The 16,894-nt window shown below is 59.3% G+C and carries 13 protein-coding genes; 10 read left to right on the top strand and 3 right to left on the bottom strand.

Annotated elements, in window-relative coordinates:
- Positions 1-169 precede the first annotated feature (169 nt).
- The 4 genes from JFU37_RS19940 (at position 170) to JFU37_RS19925 (ending at position 6,996) form a co-directional block, all read left to right on the top strand.
- Positions 170-2,977, top strand: coding sequence for a multicopper oxidase domain-containing protein (locus tag JFU37_RS19940; RefSeq protein ID WP_201117781.1), 2,808 nt, complete (start codon positions 170-172; stop codon positions 2,975-2,977).
- Positions 2,974-4,002 (top strand): SCO family protein, encoded by a 1,029-nt coding sequence (locus JFU37_RS19935; RefSeq protein ID WP_201117772.1) that lies wholly within the window; start codon positions 2,974-2,976, stop codon positions 4,000-4,002. Before JFU37_RS19940 ends, JFU37_RS19935 begins: the two co-directional genes overlap by 4 nt.
- 101 nt (positions 4,003-4,103) lie before the next feature.
- Positions 4,104-5,597 carry a sensor histidine kinase gene (locus tag JFU37_RS19930; RefSeq protein WP_201117770.1) on the top strand — a complete coding sequence of 498 codons (1,494 nt, stop codon included), beginning with the start codon at positions 4,104-4,106 and terminating at the stop codon, positions 5,595-5,597.
- Entirely contained in the window at positions 5,566-6,996 is a 1,431-nt protein-coding gene (locus tag JFU37_RS19925) for a sigma-54-dependent transcriptional regulator (protein WP_201117768.1), read from the top strand. The genes JFU37_RS19930 and JFU37_RS19925 overlap by 32 nt, the downstream gene beginning before the upstream one ends.
- 3 nt (positions 6,997-6,999) lie before the next feature.
- Here JFU37_RS19925 and JFU37_RS19920 read toward each other — a convergent pair whose 3' ends face one another.
- Positions 7,000-7,386 carry a hypothetical protein gene (locus JFU37_RS19920; RefSeq protein WP_201117766.1) on the bottom strand — a complete coding sequence of 129 codons (387 nt, stop codon included), beginning with the start codon at positions 7,384-7,386 and terminating at the stop codon, positions 7,000-7,002.
- Positions 7,387-7,739: 353 nt separating this feature from the next.
- Between JFU37_RS19920 and JFU37_RS19915 the strand changes: the two genes are divergently transcribed.
- The 5 genes from JFU37_RS19915 (at position 7,740) to JFU37_RS19895 (ending at position 13,036) form a co-directional block, all read left to right on the top strand.
- Positions 7,740-8,408 (top strand): ABC transporter ATP-binding protein, encoded by a 669-nt coding sequence (locus JFU37_RS19915; protein ID WP_201117763.1) that lies wholly within the window; start codon positions 7,740-7,742, stop codon positions 8,406-8,408.
- A 1-nt stretch (position 8,409) separates the two neighbouring features.
- Positions 8,410-10,881, top strand: a complete 2,472-nt coding sequence (locus JFU37_RS19910) for an FtsX-like permease family protein (protein WP_201117761.1) — start codon at positions 8,410-8,412, stop codon at positions 10,879-10,881.
- Positions 10,871-11,935 carry a lipocalin-like domain-containing protein gene (locus tag JFU37_RS19905; protein WP_201117751.1) on the top strand — a complete coding sequence of 355 codons (1,065 nt, stop codon included), beginning with the start codon at positions 10,871-10,873 and terminating at the stop codon, positions 11,933-11,935. Before JFU37_RS19910 ends, JFU37_RS19905 begins: the two co-directional genes overlap by 11 nt.
- A gap of 141 nt (positions 11,936-12,076) precedes the next feature.
- On the top strand, positions 12,077-12,319 hold the full coding sequence (locus tag JFU37_RS19900; protein WP_201117748.1) for a hypothetical protein: 243 nt from the start codon (positions 12,077-12,079) through the stop codon (positions 12,317-12,319).
- 138 nt (positions 12,320-12,457) lie between these two features.
- Positions 12,458-13,036, top strand: a complete 579-nt coding sequence (locus tag JFU37_RS19895; RefSeq protein ID WP_201117746.1) for a hypothetical protein — start codon at positions 12,458-12,460, stop codon at positions 13,034-13,036.
- A 455-nt stretch (positions 13,037-13,491) separates the two neighbouring features.
- Here the strand turns inward: JFU37_RS19895 and JFU37_RS19890 are convergent, their stop codons facing one another.
- Entirely contained in the window at positions 13,492-14,010 is a 519-nt protein-coding gene (locus tag JFU37_RS19890) for an Hcp family type VI secretion system effector (protein ID WP_201117744.1), read from the bottom strand.
- A 421-nt stretch (positions 14,011-14,431) separates the two neighbouring features.
- Between JFU37_RS19890 and JFU37_RS19885 the strand changes: the two genes are divergently transcribed.
- Positions 14,432-15,109, top strand: coding sequence for a type 1 glutamine amidotransferase domain-containing protein (locus JFU37_RS19885; protein ID WP_201117742.1), 678 nt, complete (start codon positions 14,432-14,434; stop codon positions 15,107-15,109).
- 205 nt (positions 15,110-15,314) lie between these two features.
- Here JFU37_RS19885 and hglS read toward each other — a convergent pair whose 3' ends face one another.
- The gene (gene hglS / locus JFU37_RS19880; RefSeq protein ID WP_201117740.1) at positions 15,315-16,700 is read right to left on the bottom strand and encodes a 2-oxoadipate dioxygenase/decarboxylase HglS; all 1,386 of its coding nucleotides are present in this window, start codon (positions 16,698-16,700) and stop codon (positions 15,315-15,317) included.
- Positions 16,701-16,894: the final 194 nt, after the last annotated feature.

The raw sequence follows: 16,894 nt of genomic DNA, 5'->3' as shown, positions 1-16,894 counted from the left end.
CCCCGTTAGCGGGTGTCATTCCCCAGTCGTTTTTGCCGGTTATGGCACATTGATGTTGATAAGCCATTGTTTTGTTGGGTATTAATACTTTCGAATAAAACGGTTACAAATCTGGCGAGGTCCTTGCAAAACCACCACTACCCCCTTCATGACTTCGAGGCGGCTGGTGATGGACAGAAAAGCGCGGCACCCCTTCAAATGGTTCGGCCTGTTGACGCCCCTGAGCGTCCTTCTGACAATGACGCTGGGCACAGCGACGCTACGCGCCAGCCCCATCGATGACGAGCGACAGCCCGAACCGACCGACCCTTCGGCTTACTACGACGAACCGGCTGACGAAGCGACGGCGTTGAATGCCATTTTGAGCATGCCCGAGGCCAACGAAGATTCCTTCGATTTGCCCGATGGCGTCAAAGGCAGCCGCGACGATACGCGTAAGGAAAACGTCCTGCCGCCGACGGTGCAAACCAGTTTCAACTACCCCACCAATGGCAAGCCAAGCCCGTTGTTTGGTGCTCAGCCGTTCACTCAGCAATTGGTCCTGTTTGAAGAGTTCGGACCGGAAAAACTCGACCCCACCACCCCGGCGGCGCCGTTGGGTTTCCCACCCGCAGCCATTGGCCCGTTGCCACAGCAGGACCCCACCAATGCGGCCCGCAGCGCGCCACCGAGCGCGGCACTCGACGCCTTCTTGCGCCAACCGGGCCTGACACCGTTCCCCAGCCAGTTCTCGAACGTGGTGGACCGCAACCCGTGGCAATCGCAGATCGAAATCTTCCTCAACCGCCACATCGGTTCGTCTGCTGAAGGTCGTCCGCCAGGAAAGGGTTGGTCGCATCAGCGCTGGAACGAGTTCTACCCGCAAATAGCCTATAAAACCGTACAAACCGGCGCGAGGGTCAACAGCGGATGGCGTGACAGCCACCAGATGCATGGTTATGCCGTCGGTGAGTTCGGTCCCGGTGGCCTCTATCACAACGTCGCCGGTGTACCGGCAACGGATGGCACCGCCAAAGGCGTCGATGCGCGTTTCCACCCCAACATGCCGGTGCAGAACCACAATTCGGTCTGGACCTTCGACGGGACCTTGCCGCCCAAACTGCTGATGGTGCGTTACGGTCAGCCTGTGCTGATGCGCCATTACAACGGTTTGCCAATCGACCCGTCGGCCAACATGGGGTTTGGTCTGCACACCATCAGCACCCACGAACACAACGGTCACGCACCGGCGGAAAGCGACGGCTATGCCAACGCGTTTTTCTTTCCGGGGCAGTATTACGACTATCGCTGGCCGATCCAGTTGGCCGGTTACGACAGCATCAACACCGACGCCCATGACCCGCGCGCGGCGTTCCCTTGCTCGCCAGGCGAAACCCTGTGGACCAACGACTTGAGCCCGAGCCGCAAGACCTGCGACCACGGCACGATCAAGATCCGTGGCGACTGGCGCGAAACCATGAGCACCCACTGGTTCCACGACCACATGCTCGATTTCACCGCGCAGAACGTCTACAAGGGCAACGCGGCGATGATGAACTACTACAGCGCCCTCGACCGTGGCAACGAGTCGGTGAACGACGGCGTCAACTTGCGGTTTCCCAGCGGTAGCGCCTTGCCGTGGGGTAACCGCGACTATGACGTCAACCTGGTGTTCGCCGACAAGGCCTGGGATCAGAACGGTCAGCTGTGGTTCAACCCCTTCAACACCGACGGCTTCCTTGGTGATCAGGTGATGGTCAACTGGCAATGGAAGCCGACCCTGGATGTCCGCGCCCGCAGCTATCGGTTCCGCATTCTCAACGGCTCGGTGTCGCGTTACTTCAAGTTAGCAGTGGTTCGCGAAATCAAGGGCAGCAGTGGCGAGTTCCCCGGCCCTAAAAACTCCGGTGTCTCCTATGCCCGCGTGCCGTTTCACATGATCGCCAACGACGGCAACATCATGGAGCACAGCGTGCCGTTCGACGGCACCATGGACCTCGACAACGACGGCGACAAACAGAATCACAACGCGATTCTGCCAACCCAAGGCATCGCCGAGCGCTTCGACATCATCGTCAACTTCGCGAAAAACGGCATCAAGCCTGGCGACAAACTGTTCGTGGTCAACTTGATGGCACATGACGACGGCAAGGGTCCGAAAGAGCCTATCGCGCTGGCGGACGTGCTGTCGGAGAAATACCTGGCGGTGATCAAGCAGACCAGCAAAGGACCGCAGTGGGACAAGGGTGATCCGGGGGTGGGCAAAGTCTTGCAGCTCAACGTCAAGACTTACACCGGTCAGGACCTGGCCATGGACCCCGCAGCGTACGAGCCGGCCAAACCGGGCAAGGCTGAAGGCCTGGTGATGATCCCGCTGAAAATCCATCGCGACAATGCGGCGGACAAGGTCCTGCTGGCTCAGGCCCGTCACCGTACCTTTACGTTCGGTCGTTCCGATGGCACCGATGAAGCGCCTTGGACGGTCAAGACCGATGGCGGTTTCGGCTTCCACATGGACCCTCGTCGCTTGAATACCGCGACCAAACTGGCCAGTGGTCCGACCGACGCCGGGACGGCTGGATTCGGCACCCTGGAAGTCTGGAACATCAGGGCTGGCGGTACAGGCTGGAGCCACCCGGTGCATGTGCACTTCGAGGAAGGCATCATCCTCAGTCGCGGCGGCAAGGCACCACCGGAATGGGAAAAATGGGCACGCAAGGACGTGTACCGCATTGGCTCGGAAAAAGATGGCCTGGACAATGTCGAGATGGCGATCAACTTCCGCGAATTCGCCGGGACGTACATGGAGCACTGTCACAACACTCAGCATGAGGACAACTCGATGCTGTTGCGCTGGGACATTGAGAAACCCGGGCAATTCCAGTTGATGCCGACACCACTGCCAAGCTGGGATGGGGTGCGCTATGTCAACTCTGCCGCGCTGCCGACCTTCCGCAATGGCGATGGCTTGGGCCCCAAAGTGGTGGTCAAGCCATGAGCCGCAGGGGAGCCGACATGACACCGCATACGCCGCGCTCCCGCGCCTTGGGCTTGCACCTGATTCTGCTACTGGTCACCTGTCTGCTGGTCAGTCAGGTGCTGCTGGCGCATGAAGGAGCCTTGTCGTCGACGGAGTCGGCGACACCCTGGGGCGGCGACTATTTCCCCAACACCCTGCTGACCGATCAGGACGGTCAGCAGGTTCACTTTTTCGATGACTTGATCAAGGGCAAAGTGGTGGTGATCAACTTCATCTTCACGTCGTGCAGCGACTCCTGCCCGCTGGAAACCGCACGTTTGCGCCAGGTGCAGAAGTTGTTGGGGGATCGGGTGGGCAAGGACATTTTTTTCTACTCCATCAGCATCGATCCACTCAGCGACACACCCGAAGTGCTCAAGGCTTACGCCCAACGTTTCAAGGTCGGGCCGGGCTGGAAGTTTCTGACGGGCGAATTTGCCGCTGTCACCGATCTGCGCAAAAAACTCGGGTTGTTCATCGAAGGCGTCGACAACGGACGCACCAAGGACCACAACCTGAGCCTGATTGTCGGCAACCAGGAAACGGGCCGCTGGATGAAGGCTTCGCCTTTCGAGAACCCATGGATTCTGGCCGATCAATTGGCCAACACCTTGCAGAACTGGAAACAGCCCAGCATTGAAGAAAGCTACGCCAATGCTCCCGAAATCCGCCCGCCGAGCAATGGCGAGGAGCTGTTTCGCACCCGCTGCGCATCGTGTCACAGCCTCGGCCCGCAGGACGGGCAGGGCATTGGCATGCGCAGTATCGGCCCGGACCTGATCGGCGTAACCCGTCAGCGTGATCCGGCCTGGCTCAGTCGCTGGATCCGTGAACCGGATCGCATGCTCGCGGAAAAGGACCCGGTCGCGATGGACTTGTACGAACGCTTCGAAAAAATCCCGATGCCTAACCTGCGCCTGGATGAAAACGCCGCGCAAGCCATCATCGGTTTCTTGAAGGAAGAGACGGATCGCCAGCAAACGCTGGCGGCGCAAGATCCGTAGCGGCGAAATACTGTCATTGGGCAGCCGGACACGATCAATGCCACCTACACTGATCCGAAACCCGGCTGAAAAGGCTTGTTGCAAGTATTCAGGAAGATCCCATGCCGATACTAGAACAACAAAAAATGCCTGCACCGGGGACGTCGACAGCAGAGCGCAAGGGCTGGCACGAACAGTTCAATCTGTTGCGCTGGTTTTCCCTGGGCAGCTTTTTCATCATCGCCGCCGTCGCGCTGGGGTTGGGCTACATCTCCACGCGCTTCGTGGTTGACGAGAGCATTGAGCGTGACTCCATGCTGACCGCGCAATTCATCCAGGCCATCGGTGCAGCCGAACTACGTCACGCCGCGATTACGTCGAACCGAACCATGGGCGAGCTGCTCGACCCACGCGAAAGTAACGTCTGGCCTGACGTAGACCCCATTTCACAGGCGGCCGCCCGTGCCGAATTCCTCGATCATGTGGAGCACCTGCCGGACATTCTGCTCGCCACTGTCTATGCCCTTGACCGCACCGTGATCTGGTCCACCAATCCGGAACTGGTCGGCGCGCGCATCGAAGACGACGACGAGCTGGACGAGTCGTTCGAAATGAAGGAACCGGTGTCCACCAGCTATCACCAGATCGATGAAGAACGCCCCGAGCAGCGGTTGCTGCATGAACCCAAATACCTGTTCATCGAGAACTACATCCCGATGTTCAATGCCGACAAGAGCAAAGTGATCGCCATGGTGGAGATCTACAAGGAACCCATCGATCTGGTGGAGCGCATCCAGCGGGGCTTCAAGGCGATCTGGCTGGCGACGTTGCTCGGCGGGGCGGCGATTTACCTGGGGCTGTTCTGGATTGTGCGACGCGCCTCGATTTTGTTGCAGAGCCAGCAGCAACAACTGATCACCAATGAGACCTTCGTCGCCCTCGGCGAAATGTCCTCGGCGGTTGCCCACAGCCTGCGCAATCCGCTGGCGAACATTCGCTCCAGCGCTGAATTGGCGCAGGAAATCGCCAGCCAGAGCGCGCAGAAAAACATCGGCGACATTATCAATCAGGTCGATCGCATGTCGCGCTGGGTCCGTGAGTTGCTGGTGTCGTTGCGACCGATGAATGACGACTATGAGCCAGTGGACCTGGTGCTGGCCATTGACGACACCTTGAGTGCCTTCGAGCCATTGATCAAACGCTCGAATGTGGAAGTGCGCTTTACGCTCCGTAGCGTTCCACCGGTCGTCAGCCAACAAGTGCTGCTGACGCAAATTCTTAATAGCCTGTTTGCCAACGCCCTGGAAGCCATGCCCAAGGGGGGCGTGTTGAGTGTCGACATTGAATCGCCAGCGCCGGGGCGCTTGTGCATGACCCTGAGCGATACCGGCAAGGGCATGAGCAAACAGCAGCAGCAAATGGTCTTCAAACCCTTTTTCACCACCAAGCAAGGAGGGTTGGGTGTGGGCCTGGCCTTGGTCAAAAGAATAATGGAGCGTTTCCAGGGCTCGGTCGAACTGACCAGTCAGGAGCAGGAAGGAACCTGCGTACATCTTAATTTTAAAGTGGCAACGGGAGGGGAATATGGAGCACAGCATACTGCTGGTCGAGGATGACGAACTCCTCGCCGAGAATATTCAGACCTACCTGGAGCGCAAGGACTTCGAGGTGACAGTCTGTCATTCGGCCGAGGATGCGCTGGAGCAGTTGGGTACGTTCGCCCCTGATGTCGTACTGACCGACAACTCCCTGCCGGGCATGAGTGGTCACGATCTGATCCAGAAGCTGCGCATCAGCGCGCCGGACCTGAAAGTGATCATGATGACCGGCTACGGCAACGTCGAAGACGCCGTCGTAGCGATGAAAGAGGGGGCCTTCCATTACGTCACCAAACCGGTGGCCCTGCCGGAGCTCAAACTGCTGCTGGACAAGGCCCTGGCCACCGACCGAATGGAGCGCACGCTGTCGTTCTACCAGGAGCGTGAAGCGCAGAAATCAGGGGTGCAGGCATTGATCGGTGATTCGGCGCCGATGCTCTACCTCAAAGGCACCATCGCGCAGTTGCTCGACGCCGAGCGGCGGATGGCCAACACCGATCTGCCGCCCGTGCTGGTGGAAGGCGAGACCGGCACCGGCAAGGAATTGGTGGCTCGGGCATTGCACTTCGACGGCCCCCGCAGCAAAGGCCCGTTCATTGAATTCAACTGTGCGTCGATTCCTTCCAATCTGGTGGAGTCGGAACTGTTCGGCCATGAGAAGGGTGCTTTCACCGACGCCAAGGACCGCCGCGTCGGGCTGGTGGAAGCGGCCGATGGCGGCACCTTGTTTCTCGACGAAGTCGGTGAAATGGACCTGTTGCTGCAAGCCAAGCTGCTGAAGCTGCTGGAAGACCGGACCATTCGCCGGGTGGGCTCGGTGAAAGAGCGCAAAGTCGACTTGCGGGTGATCAGCGCCACTAATTGCAACCTTGAACAAATGGTCCAGCAAGGCAAATTCCGGCGTGACCTGTTCTTCCGTTTGCGCATCATCTCGATCAAGGTGCCGCGCCTGCATGCCCGTGGCGAAGACATCCTGCTGCTGGCCCGGCACTTCCTGGCGACCCACGGCAAACGGTATGGCAAACCGCACCTGCATTTCAGCGACCAGGCCGAAGCATTAATGCTCAGCTACAGTTGGCCGGGCAACGTGCGCGAACTGCGCAACATGCTTGAACAAACCGTGTTGCTGGCCCAGACCGACACCATCGCCGCCCATCAATTGAACGTCTGCCTGAGCCTGGTGGATGAGCCACCGATGTTTCAGCAGGAGCCGCCACACAGCGAACCGCGTCCGCTCTACAACGGCACCGAGTCCATGAACTTGCCGGAAGTCGAGCGCGACATGGTGCGCAAGATGCTCGACAAAACCGACTGGAACGTCACCAAGTCTGCACGGCTGCTCGGCCTGAGCCGCGACATGCTGCGTTACCGGATCGAAAAACTCGGCCTCGCGCGCCCGGACAAACGCCAGTGGTGAACGTTATTGCATCAACGGCCCCTGGCGGCTCAGGCACTCGAGCAGGCAGGTGGGGTCGAGGACTTCTTCGTTGACGTAGACACCGTGCTCCGCGTCATAGGTGCGGATGAACACCCGAACGGAGGCGTCCGCGACCGTCGGTAATCGTGAGTCGTAGAAGTCATGCTGGCTCGCGATCGGAATGAAGTTCTGGGGCGATGTCGGGATGTACGACCCCGGCGGCACGATGCTCAAGGACGGAGGCGCGGGGTGGGCGAAGGGTTGGTCCGCCCCGTAATAATTGAATTCACTGCTGGAACGGTCGGTCTGCATCGGGCTGTCGTCCGCGTGCACCCAGGCGGTAGCCGTCAGGCAGAGGGCAAACAACAGCGTCAGGTCGGTTTTGTTCATGGCTGCACCTGCGAAATCGGTTTTCCCGCGTTTCCCCAAGGTCATTAACTATAGCGTTCCCGTGGGCTAGCGTTGGTCACGCGTTGCTCCTGCTGACCCCATCGCGAGCAGGCTCGCTCCCACAGTGGATTTGCGCTGAACACAAAACCCCCTGTGGGAGCGAGCCTGCTCGCGAAGGCGTCGGCCCATACATCCCCGAAACCATTAGCTACTCCCACCGCGTCCGTTTTTTATCGTTATGGTTAGACCAGCCTCAAGGTTAGGGCGGCGGTAGAGCCGGGCCGCAATCGCCAACGGACAAAAACCATGCAGGGCCGCTATCCTTGCCCCATGTTCATCGAACGGGTTTGCCCATGCTTCAGGTTCGCGGCGTCTTCAAAAGCTATGCCACGCCGCAAGGTCCGCTGCCGGTGTTGCAAGGTGTCGACCTCACGTTGAAGCCCGGAAGCAGCCTGGCGCTGATGGGCGAATCGGGCAGCGGCAAAAGCACTTTGTTGCACCTGATCGCCGGGTTGGACAAGGTCGACCGTGGCAGCATTCGCAGTGGTGAACATCGGCTGGAGGCTATGAGCGAAGGGCAATTGGCGAACTGGCGGCGGACTGAAATCGGCCTGGTGTTCCAGCAGTTCAACCTGATTGGCAGTTTGCGGGTGGAGGACAATCTGGCGTTTCAGGCGCGACTTGCCGGGCGCCATGATCCGCGCTGGCAGGCGCATCTGGTGCAGCGCTTGGGCTTGGGGGATTTGCTGCGGCGTTATCCGGAGCAGTTGTCCGGTGGCCAACAGCAGCGGGTGGCGTTGGGCCGTGCCCTGGCCTCGCAACCGAAACTATTGTTGGCTGATGAACCCACCGGCAGTCTCGATGAGGCCACCAGCGATGAGGTGTTGAAGTTGTTGCTGGAGCTGCTCGACGACAGCCCGACGACGTTGTTGATGGTCACTCACAGCCCGAAGGTGGCCGCGCGACTGGCCGAAAAAGTGCTGCTCCAGGGTGGCCGTCTGGCTGGCACGGACGAGCGTTGACGTGCGGGTCTTTGGCGAAACGTTGCGGGCGCTGATCAGCCATTGGCGGCAGCATCCTGTGCAGTTTTTCAGTGTGCTGACCGGACTGTGGCTCGCCACCAGCCTGTTGACCGGGGTGCAAGCGTTGAACAGCCATGCGCGGGAAAGTTATGCCCGCGCCAGTCAGTTGATTGGCGGCGAACCCCAGGCCAGTCTCAGTGCGGCCAATGGCGGGACCTTCTCTCAGCAGGTGTTTGTCGAACTGCGCCGCGCGGGCTGGCCGGTATCGCCGGTGCTGCAAGGTCGGGTGATGCTCAAGGGGCACGAAGACCAGCGCTTGCAACTGATGGGCATCGAGCCGGTGTCGTTACCGGCGGGCTCCGCGGTGGCCGGTCAGGCGTTGGCGATCGAGCAGATCGTCAATTTTTTCAGCCCACCGGGCAGCACCTGGATTTCGCCGCAGACGTTGCAAGCGTTGGGCCTGCGCGAAGGGGCGCAGCCTGTGAGTTTGAACGGAGAGGCATTGCCACCGCTGCATGTTCAAACCGACATGGCCCCCGGTGTGTTGCTGATGGACATCGGTTTTGCCCAGCAGGTTTTGGGGTTGCCCGATCAACTGTCGCGTCTGCTGTTGCCCAAGGATTTCAGCGCGACCTTGCCAGATCAACTCAAGGGCCAACTTCAGCTCAACACCCGCGGCGAAGAGAACAATCTCTCGCGCCTGACCGAAAGCTTTCACCTGAACCTGGATGCCTTGGGGTTTCTCTCCTTCGTGGTCGGCCTGTTTATCGTTCATGCGGCGATTGGCCTGGCGCTGGAACAACGCCGTGGCTTGCTCAGAACCTTGCGTGCCTGCGGAGTCGATGCGCGGATGCTGATTGTCTGCCTGGCCGTCGAGCTGGGTGGCCTGGCATTAATCGGCGGGCTCGCCGGCGTTGCCAGCGGCTACCTGCTGGCCAGCGTGCTGTTGCCGGACGTTGCCGCCAGTTTGCGCGGCTTGTACGGCGCTGAAGTGCCGGGGCAATTGGGCCTCAGTCCATGGTGGTGGCTCAGCGGTGTCGGCCTGAGTCTGCTCGGTGCATCGTTGGCCGGTGCCAGCAGTCTATTGCGGGCGGCACGTCTGCCTTTGTTGGCCCTGGCCGACCCGCAAGCCTGGCATCAGGCGCATGCGCGCTGGTTGCTGCGCCAGGGTTGGGTGGCAGCGATTGCCGCGGTGATTGCGCTGATGGCGTTGATCTGGGGCGATAGTCTGGCCAGTGGCTTTGTGCTGATGGCCGCGCTGTTGCTCGGGGCTGCGTTGGCGTTACCAGTGGTGCTGAGTTCGGTGCTGAATCTGGTGCTGAGCCGCAGTCGTTCGGTGCTTGGTCAATGGTTTCTCGCCGATTGTCGTCAACAACTGCCGGCCTTGAGCCTGGCGCTGATGGCACTGTTGCTGGCGTTGGCGGCCAATATCGGCGCCGGCAGTATGACCGCCGGTTTTCGCCAGACCTTCAGCGACTGGCTGGAACAACGCCTGACCGCTGAACTCTACCTAAACCCACAAAATCCGGCCCAGGCCAGAGAGTTGCACACCTGGCTCAAACAACAGCCGCAGCTCACGGCGGTACTGCCCAACTGGCAAGTGTCGATCCAGCTGCAAGGTTGGCCAGCGGAGGTCTTCGGCGTGATCGATCACCCGATCTATCGCCAGCATTGGCCACTGCTGGAGGCTTTGGGCGATAACCCGTGGGACCGACTGGCCAAGGATGATGCGCTGATGCTCAGCGAACAACTGGCCCGACGGCTGAAGGTGCGCCTCGGCGACCACCTGACAATCCCCACGCCGAACGGTGCGTGGTCGCCGCGGATTGTCGGAATCTACGCCGACTACGGCAATCCCAAGGGCCACCTCCTGGTCAACATCAATCACCTGCTGCGCGGTTGGCCGCAGCTGACACCGAGCCGTTTCAATCTGCGCATCGACCCGGCATCGATCCCGGCTTTCCTCACCGCGCTGCAGGCACGCTTTGCGCTGGATGACAGCCGCATTGTCGATCAAGCCCGGCTCAAAGGCTGGTCCACCCAAGTGTTCGAGCGTACCTTCGCCGCCACCGCCGCGTTGAACAGCCTGACCCTGTGCGTGGCGGGAGTGGCGTTGTTCATCAGCCTGCTGACCCAAAGCCAGAGTCGCCTCGGGCAACTGGCGCCGTTGTGGGCATTGGGCGTGACACGCCGGCAATTGATGCTGCTCAACCTCGGGCAAACCTGGTTACTGGCCGTGTTGACGCTGGTGCTCGCGTTACCTTTGGGCATCGCGCTGGCCTGGTGCCTGGACGCGGTAATCAACGTTCAGGCGTTTGGCTGGAGACTGCCGTTGCGAGTGTTCCCGGTGCAGCTGTTGCAGTTGATGGGGCTGGCGTTGCTCGCGACATTGCTGGCCTCGGCGTGGCCGCTTTACACGCTGTATCGCACGCAACCGGCCGATCTGTTGAGGACGTTTGCGCATGAGGATTAAGGTCGGTTTTTTATGCTTGGCGTTGTTGGGCGGGTGCGACAATTCGGCGCCTGTCGATAAAGGTTTCGCCGGTCTCGGCGGTCAAGCCGCTGCCTTTACCGAAGTGGTGCCCGGTCGGGTGTTCAGCTTTCCGGCGGATCACGGACCGCACAACGGTTTTCGCATCGAATGGTGGTACGTCACCGCCAACCTCAAGGACGATCAGGGCCATGAGTTCGGCATGCAATGGACGTTGTTTCGCAGCGCATTGAAAGCGGCACCCGAGGTCACTGGTTGGGGTAATCAGACAATCTGGCTGGGCCACGCGGCCGTGACATCGGCGACGGTGCACCACGCCGCCGAACGCTATGCCCGGGGCGGCGTCGGTCAGGCCGGGGTGAGCGCGCAACCGTTCAATGCATGGATCGACGATTGGCGGCTCAGTAGCCAGGCGACCGATCCTTTGACCGAGCTTCAACTCAGTGCCCGCGACAAAGGGTTCAGCTACCACCTGCGCCTGATCTCCACGCGTCCACTGGTGCTGCAGGGCGACAACGGTTTCAGTCAGAAATCCGAACAGGGGCAGGCATCGTACTACTATAGCCAGCCGTTTTTTCAGGCCAGCGGTACACTGGAAATCGATGGCAAGGCGTATTCGGTCAGCGGGCCGGCGTGGCTCGACCGCGAGTGGAGCAGCCAGCCACTGACCGCCAACCAGACCGGTTGGGACTGGTTTTCCCTGCACCTGGATAGCGGCGAGCAGGTCATGCTCTATCGCATGCGGCAAAAAACCGGTGAGCCTTACCTCACCGGCACCTGGATCGGCGCGCAGGGCCAGACTCAGTTGCTGCACGCAGACGACATCAGCCTCACGCCGCAAGACACCGCGAACGTCGCGGGGCGTTCGATGCCCGTGCGCTGGTCGATCAAAATCCCGGGCAAGCACCTCGACATCACCCTGGATGCCCTCAACCCCAATGCCTGGATGGATTTGCGCATTCCTTACTGGGAAGGCCCCGTGCGCTTGAGCGGGAGTCACGCGGGGCAAGGCTATCTGGAAATGACCGGGTATTAAGATCAAAAGATCGCGGTCCATGTAGGAGTTGGCGAAGCCTGCGATCTGTTGATCTTGCTCTTAATCTTTGATGTCCAATCAACAGGAACTCCGAACGCCGCCCAACTCTCTACCGTACGAACGCCCCCACAGGAGCCCGCCATGAGTGACGACCTCAAACCACCCGACCTTGCGTCCTGGCAGCGCCTGTTCGAAGACAGGGCCTATTGGCAGCAATCCCCCGATGTTCATTACGCCGAACTGTTGCGAGTGGCCGACGATTTGTTGGGGCAGGGTGCCATCGACCTCGAACAGTGGCAGGCCCTGAAGGCCAAGGCCGAGCAATCGCATAAGGATTCGCCCGCCGTGAACGTCGCACAGGAGGTCGACGACCCTGACGCTTGAGCGCCGTCCTGCGGCGAATCGATCACGCAAGAAACTGCGAACACTCCCTGATCAGCGTCTATGCTGATGGGCACAGACGACTCTGGGCTGCGGCTCAGTGCTGTTTGTTGCCTCTAATCCACAGGGAATGTACCGTTTATGAAACTTCATGCACTGACTAAAGCCATCACCCTCGCCACCTTGCTGTCCGCCGCCAGTTTCAGCGCCATGGCTGCGGATATCCCGTTGTCTGCGGCCGTGGAAGAGGATCAGATCACCACCAAAGTCGTTTCGGTCGATGCCGCCCAGCATCAAGTCGTGCTTGAAGGGCCGGAAGGTCGTCAGGTTCATGTACAACTGACCGACAAGGCCAAAAACCTCAGCAATCTGAAAGTCGGCGATAAAGTTGACGTCGCAGTTACCCGCTCCATCGCCACCTACCTCGACACCGATATCGACAAAGGCTTGCCAGGCACCGTCGAGCGCACCGGCGAAGTTCGTGCGGCCCCAGGCAGCAAAAACCCGGGCGGCGAAGCCTACCGTCAGGTGCAGGTCCAACTGAAGATCACCCACATCGATCTGAAGAAAAATCAGGTGACCTTCGAAGGCCCGGCCGGTCATTCAAAAACCGTCGATGTCAAAAGACCGGAAGTGCAGAAGAAACTGAAAGACTTGAAAATAGGACAGAGTGTTGTGGTGACCTATACCGACATCCTGAAGGTGACCAGTCAGCATTAACTCTACGTGCTGATCGTTCTTGTACAGTTTCTTGTATAAGAATGATCGGTTTTAACAGTCGAATTGGTTAGGTTGAGAAGTTTTCAGAAATGATATTTCAACCGACATTTGTTAAACATTGTGTCGATAAATTCATATGTGTCCCCACGGACATATCGGCCAACTTCTATTAAAATGTCCCCCGTTCGCCCAGTGTCAGGGCTCTTTACCGGTGCATGGATTGCCAGGCCATTACACTGGGCGGACACCTCCCCGAAGTGCGATACGTACTTGCAGCAATACCTGTGGGCATAAGTTGAATGTCTGACAATGTATATCCAACGTGTCGCCAAGCGGCTCCCCCAGTAGTTTTATCTATGCGTTCCACGCCGGCTCGGACGCGAAAGTTCTGGAGGGGCCTAAATAAACTACATCGACCAGCAGAACTGGCCGATGCTTGAATCGAACGACCAGACTTAGCCAGCGACCGGCGAACGCCAGTCATCGGAACCCGATGTACCGCAGACTTCGTGGGTCCAGGTGATTTTGCGGTAGGTGAAGTGCACGTCTTCCAGATGGGTGAAGTGCGAGTTCGCCGGATCTTGGCAGTTATGCATGTAGTCCTTGATGTCGACGATGATCGCGTCTTCAAGTTGGGTGGTGTAGTAGTGTTCCTGGGTGCCTTGAGCCGAGGTGCGGTACCACTCGATGACGACAGTGGACATGCGCTCGCCCGACGTCAGGGCCGCCAGCAGCAGTGGGGACGCCTTGTCGAACACCTTGGTGATCACGACAGGTTTGTGAATGCGCGGACCCGTAGGCTGGCCGGACTGCGGGTCACGCGGGATGATCACTTGGTGGCTGAAACCCTGAACCATGACCTGGTCTTCGTGACCTTCCTGGTAGCTGTTGCCAACGGAGTCGGCGGTGAAGGCGCCGGCAGTGATCAGACCTTGTTTCTCGCCAGTGACGGACATATACGCGGGTGTAGCCATGGATGCTCTCCTTGCTTGATACGTGAGGGTGCCCGCTAGGCGATATTGCCCGGTGAGCGCCTGGCTGTTTTCAAGGTCCGTGCCATAAGCATGGGGAGCTATATAAATCAGTCAGTTGAGACTTTTTTCTAACCGCCGAAAAGTATCAGGGTGACGATCACCTGGAAATTTGCGCAGGAACTTTCGAAGCATTGTGCAACTTCGTGCGCGCTCGGCTGGAGGGACTGACAGGCGGGACGATTAGCGTCCGAGTAGGATGTTTCTGAAGGATAGGAGTGCAACGTCTTGCGCATTAAGGCTTTGCGCCACCGCTCATGGGCGCTTGGCATCCAGTGCAACGAATGGACGGGTCGAGCAGTCCATAAAAAACCATGACACGCTGTGAAGTCTCCGAAAAACCCTGAACTGAAGTGAGAACGACATGAAAATCCTTATGGTTCTAACGTCCCACGATCAATTGGGTAACACGGGTAAGAAAACCGGTTTCTGGCTGGAAGAGTTTGCCGCACCGTATTTCGCCTTCAAAGATGCCGGCGCTCAGCTGACCCTGGTTTCACCGAAGGGCGGCCAGCCACCGCTGGACCCGAAAAGTGACGAACCGGGCGCGCAAACCGCGGCCACTGATCGCTTTCGCAAAGACGCCGCCGCTCAATCCGCATTGGCTTCTACCGCCCTGTTGAGCAGCGCGAGAGCGGAAGACTACGACGCGGTTTTCTATCCGGGTGGCCATGGCCCGCTGTGGGATTTGGCCGAAGACAAGAATTCGATCGGGCTGATCGAGGCGTTTTACAAGGCCAGCAAACCGGTCGCGGCGGTCTGCCATGCACCGGGCGTGTTGCGTCATGTCAAAGGCCCGGACGGTCAGCCATTGGTCAAAGGCAAGCGCGTTACGGGGTTCACCAATAGCGAAGAAGAAGCCGTGCAATTGACCAAGGTCGTGCCGTTTCTGGTTGAAGACATGCTCAAGGAGAAGGGCGGGATCTACTCCAAGGGCAATGACTGGGCGAGCTATGTGGTTACTGATGGTTTGTTGCTGACCGGGCAGAATCCGGCGTCTTCGCAGGCGGCTGCCGAGGCGTTGTTGGCGAAGTTGAAATAGGATCAAAAGATCGCAGCCTCCGGCAGCTCCTACCGGGTTGTAGCGGCTGGCGCAGCCTGCGTTCGGTTGTGTGTAGGAGCGAGCTTGCTCGCGAAGATGGAACATCCGACACATTTTCTGTGGCTGAACGACCATCGCGAGCAAGCTCGCTCCTACACACAACCGAACGCAGGCTGCGCCAGCTGCTACACGTTCTCGTCACGCCTCAGATGGAGAGGCCCAGAGCGGCATAGCATTCCGCGATCGAACGCCGCTGGGTTTCTGCATACAACCCCAACTCGTCAATGGTCGACCGACCCAGCGCCTTCTCGAATGCCTGCTGGTTCGAATGCACCCCATAGTGGGTTTGCGCGGCATCCCCCAGATTCGACTGAAAAATCCCCGCCGCGCTGACTGGCAGGAAGTCTTCATACACCAGTGGTTCAACCCGCAAATACCCGTCGCTGATCAACGCTTCCAGCGACGCGGTTTTCAGCGCATCCGCTGCCAGGCCTTTTTCCGTGACGAAGTAGCGAAAATACGCCAGTTCCTGTCGGCGCATGCCTTCGTAGGTGTCAGGAAATTCGTCAAAGTGTTGCGCCATCAAAGCGTTATAGCGCGCGGCATTGGCTTCATTGGGAAAATCCTGGAGCGCGTCCCGGGCAGCGTTGAGCAAACGGTCGTAAAGTGCCCGGCCCTTTGGAGTGAGTGCGGCGCCCCGTTGCTCGATTTCGCCAAAGCGGGCGCTATGGCTACCGTGAGATTCGGCTTGGTCGGTGAAGGCGACAGGTTCGTCCAAGGCCTTGAAACTGGTCTGGCGCAGCAGGATCGGGCACTGGCGGCGGGGTGGGCCTTCGATCACGGCTTTGGGGGTAATGCCGTGGGCAGGCATTTGCGCCTGTACGATATCGATGTCCAGGGTCCGCGGTGTCAGGTGGTTGATGTGCGGGCCTTTGAACGCCACGACGTCGGCGATCAGTCGATGCTGAGCGCTGAGTTTTTGGTATTGCTCGGCAGTGACGGTAGCACTGTGGTGCCAGCGGAAGGTTTCCAGGGCTTGCTCGACGAAGTCCCGGGCCTCCTCTTCGGTGAGCCCGCCTTCGGTTTCGGCGCGATCGATGAGCGTTAGCGCCGCCGGCGTGAAAATCGAACGTTTATCCAGAACCGACTGGGCGAACGCTCGCAGTTCCAGGTCTTCGATCAGTTCCAGGCGCAGCAGAGAGGTGAATACCCGGAACGGGCTGACTTGCAACGACGCTTCATGCACGGCACGGAACGCGGTGGAATGCACCGGCACGCCCGCTGGGGTCAGGTCGTAATAACCCACCGGTTGCATGCCCATCACCGCGAATAACCGGGCCAGGGTTGCCAGTTCAGCGGCGGTGCCAACGCGGATCGCGCCATGGCGCTCGAGGTCCAGGCGCTGGATTTCGCCGGTGCTGTTCAACTGCCGGGCGATCTGTGGATCGCTTTCCAGTACGTGGCGGTTGGTCTGTTCCACCAGTTCCATCAGCGCGCCGTACAGCGGCACTTCTTCGCGGTACATGTCGGACATCGCTTTGGAGAAGCGTTGGCGGATCAGGTCGGGGCTGATGAAATTCGGATGGCTCATGAAAAAAATTCCTGGCGCGGTGACATGGAGGATGTGAGAAAAGATCGCAGCCTTCAGCGACGCCGACAAACGAAGTTTCTGACGGACTTCATTCTGCCAAGGACTGCTTAGTCCCCTGTAGGAGCGAGCTTGCTCGCGAAAATCCCAAGAGCGCCGCTGGACATCCGGTTTACGCGTTACCGTTAACGACCTTC

Origin of the sequence: Pseudomonas sp. TH41, from assembly GCF_016650695.1 — a bacterium.
Lineage (GTDB): Bacteria > Pseudomonadota > Gammaproteobacteria > Pseudomonadales > Pseudomonadaceae > Aquipseudomonas.
Note: the sequence above shows the minus strand (reverse complement) of the source record. Positions and strands in the feature narration are given on the sequence as shown.

Bases quoted from the DNA above. Each gene is read 5' to 3' on its own strand.
- JFU37_RS19940 (WP_201117781.1), top strand. From the start codon at position 170: ATGGACAGAAAAGCGCGGCACCCCTTCAAATGGTTCGGCCTGTTGACG.
- JFU37_RS19935 (WP_201117772.1), top strand. From the start codon at position 2,974: ATGAGCCGCAGGGGAGCCGACATGACACCGCATACGCCGCGCTCCCGC.
- JFU37_RS19930 (WP_201117770.1), top strand. From the start codon at position 4,104: ATGCCGATACTAGAACAACAAAAAATGCCTGCACCGGGGACGTCGACA.
- JFU37_RS19925 (WP_201117768.1), top strand. From the start codon at position 5,566: ATGGAGCACAGCATACTGCTGGTCGAGGATGACGAACTCCTCGCCGAG.
- JFU37_RS19920 (WP_201117766.1), bottom strand. From the start codon at position 7,386: ATGAACAAAACCGACCTGACGCTGTTGTTTGCCCTCTGCCTGACGGCT.
- JFU37_RS19915 (WP_201117763.1), top strand. From the start codon at position 7,740: ATGCTTCAGGTTCGCGGCGTCTTCAAAAGCTATGCCACGCCGCAAGGT.
- JFU37_RS19905 (WP_201117751.1), top strand. From the start codon at position 10,871: ATGAGGATTAAGGTCGGTTTTTTATGCTTGGCGTTGTTGGGCGGGTGC.
- JFU37_RS19900 (WP_201117748.1), top strand. From the start codon at position 12,077: ATGAGTGACGACCTCAAACCACCCGACCTTGCGTCCTGGCAGCGCCTG.
- JFU37_RS19895 (WP_201117746.1), top strand. From the start codon at position 12,458: ATGAAACTTCATGCACTGACTAAAGCCATCACCCTCGCCACCTTGCTG.
- JFU37_RS19890 (WP_201117744.1), bottom strand. From the start codon at position 14,010: ATGGCTACACCCGCGTATATGTCCGTCACTGGCGAGAAACAAGGTCTG.
- JFU37_RS19885 (WP_201117742.1), top strand. From the start codon at position 14,432: ATGAAAATCCTTATGGTTCTAACGTCCCACGATCAATTGGGTAACACG.
- hglS (WP_201117740.1), bottom strand. From the start codon at position 16,700: ATGAGCCATCCGAATTTCATCAGCCCCGACCTGATCCGCCAACGCTTC.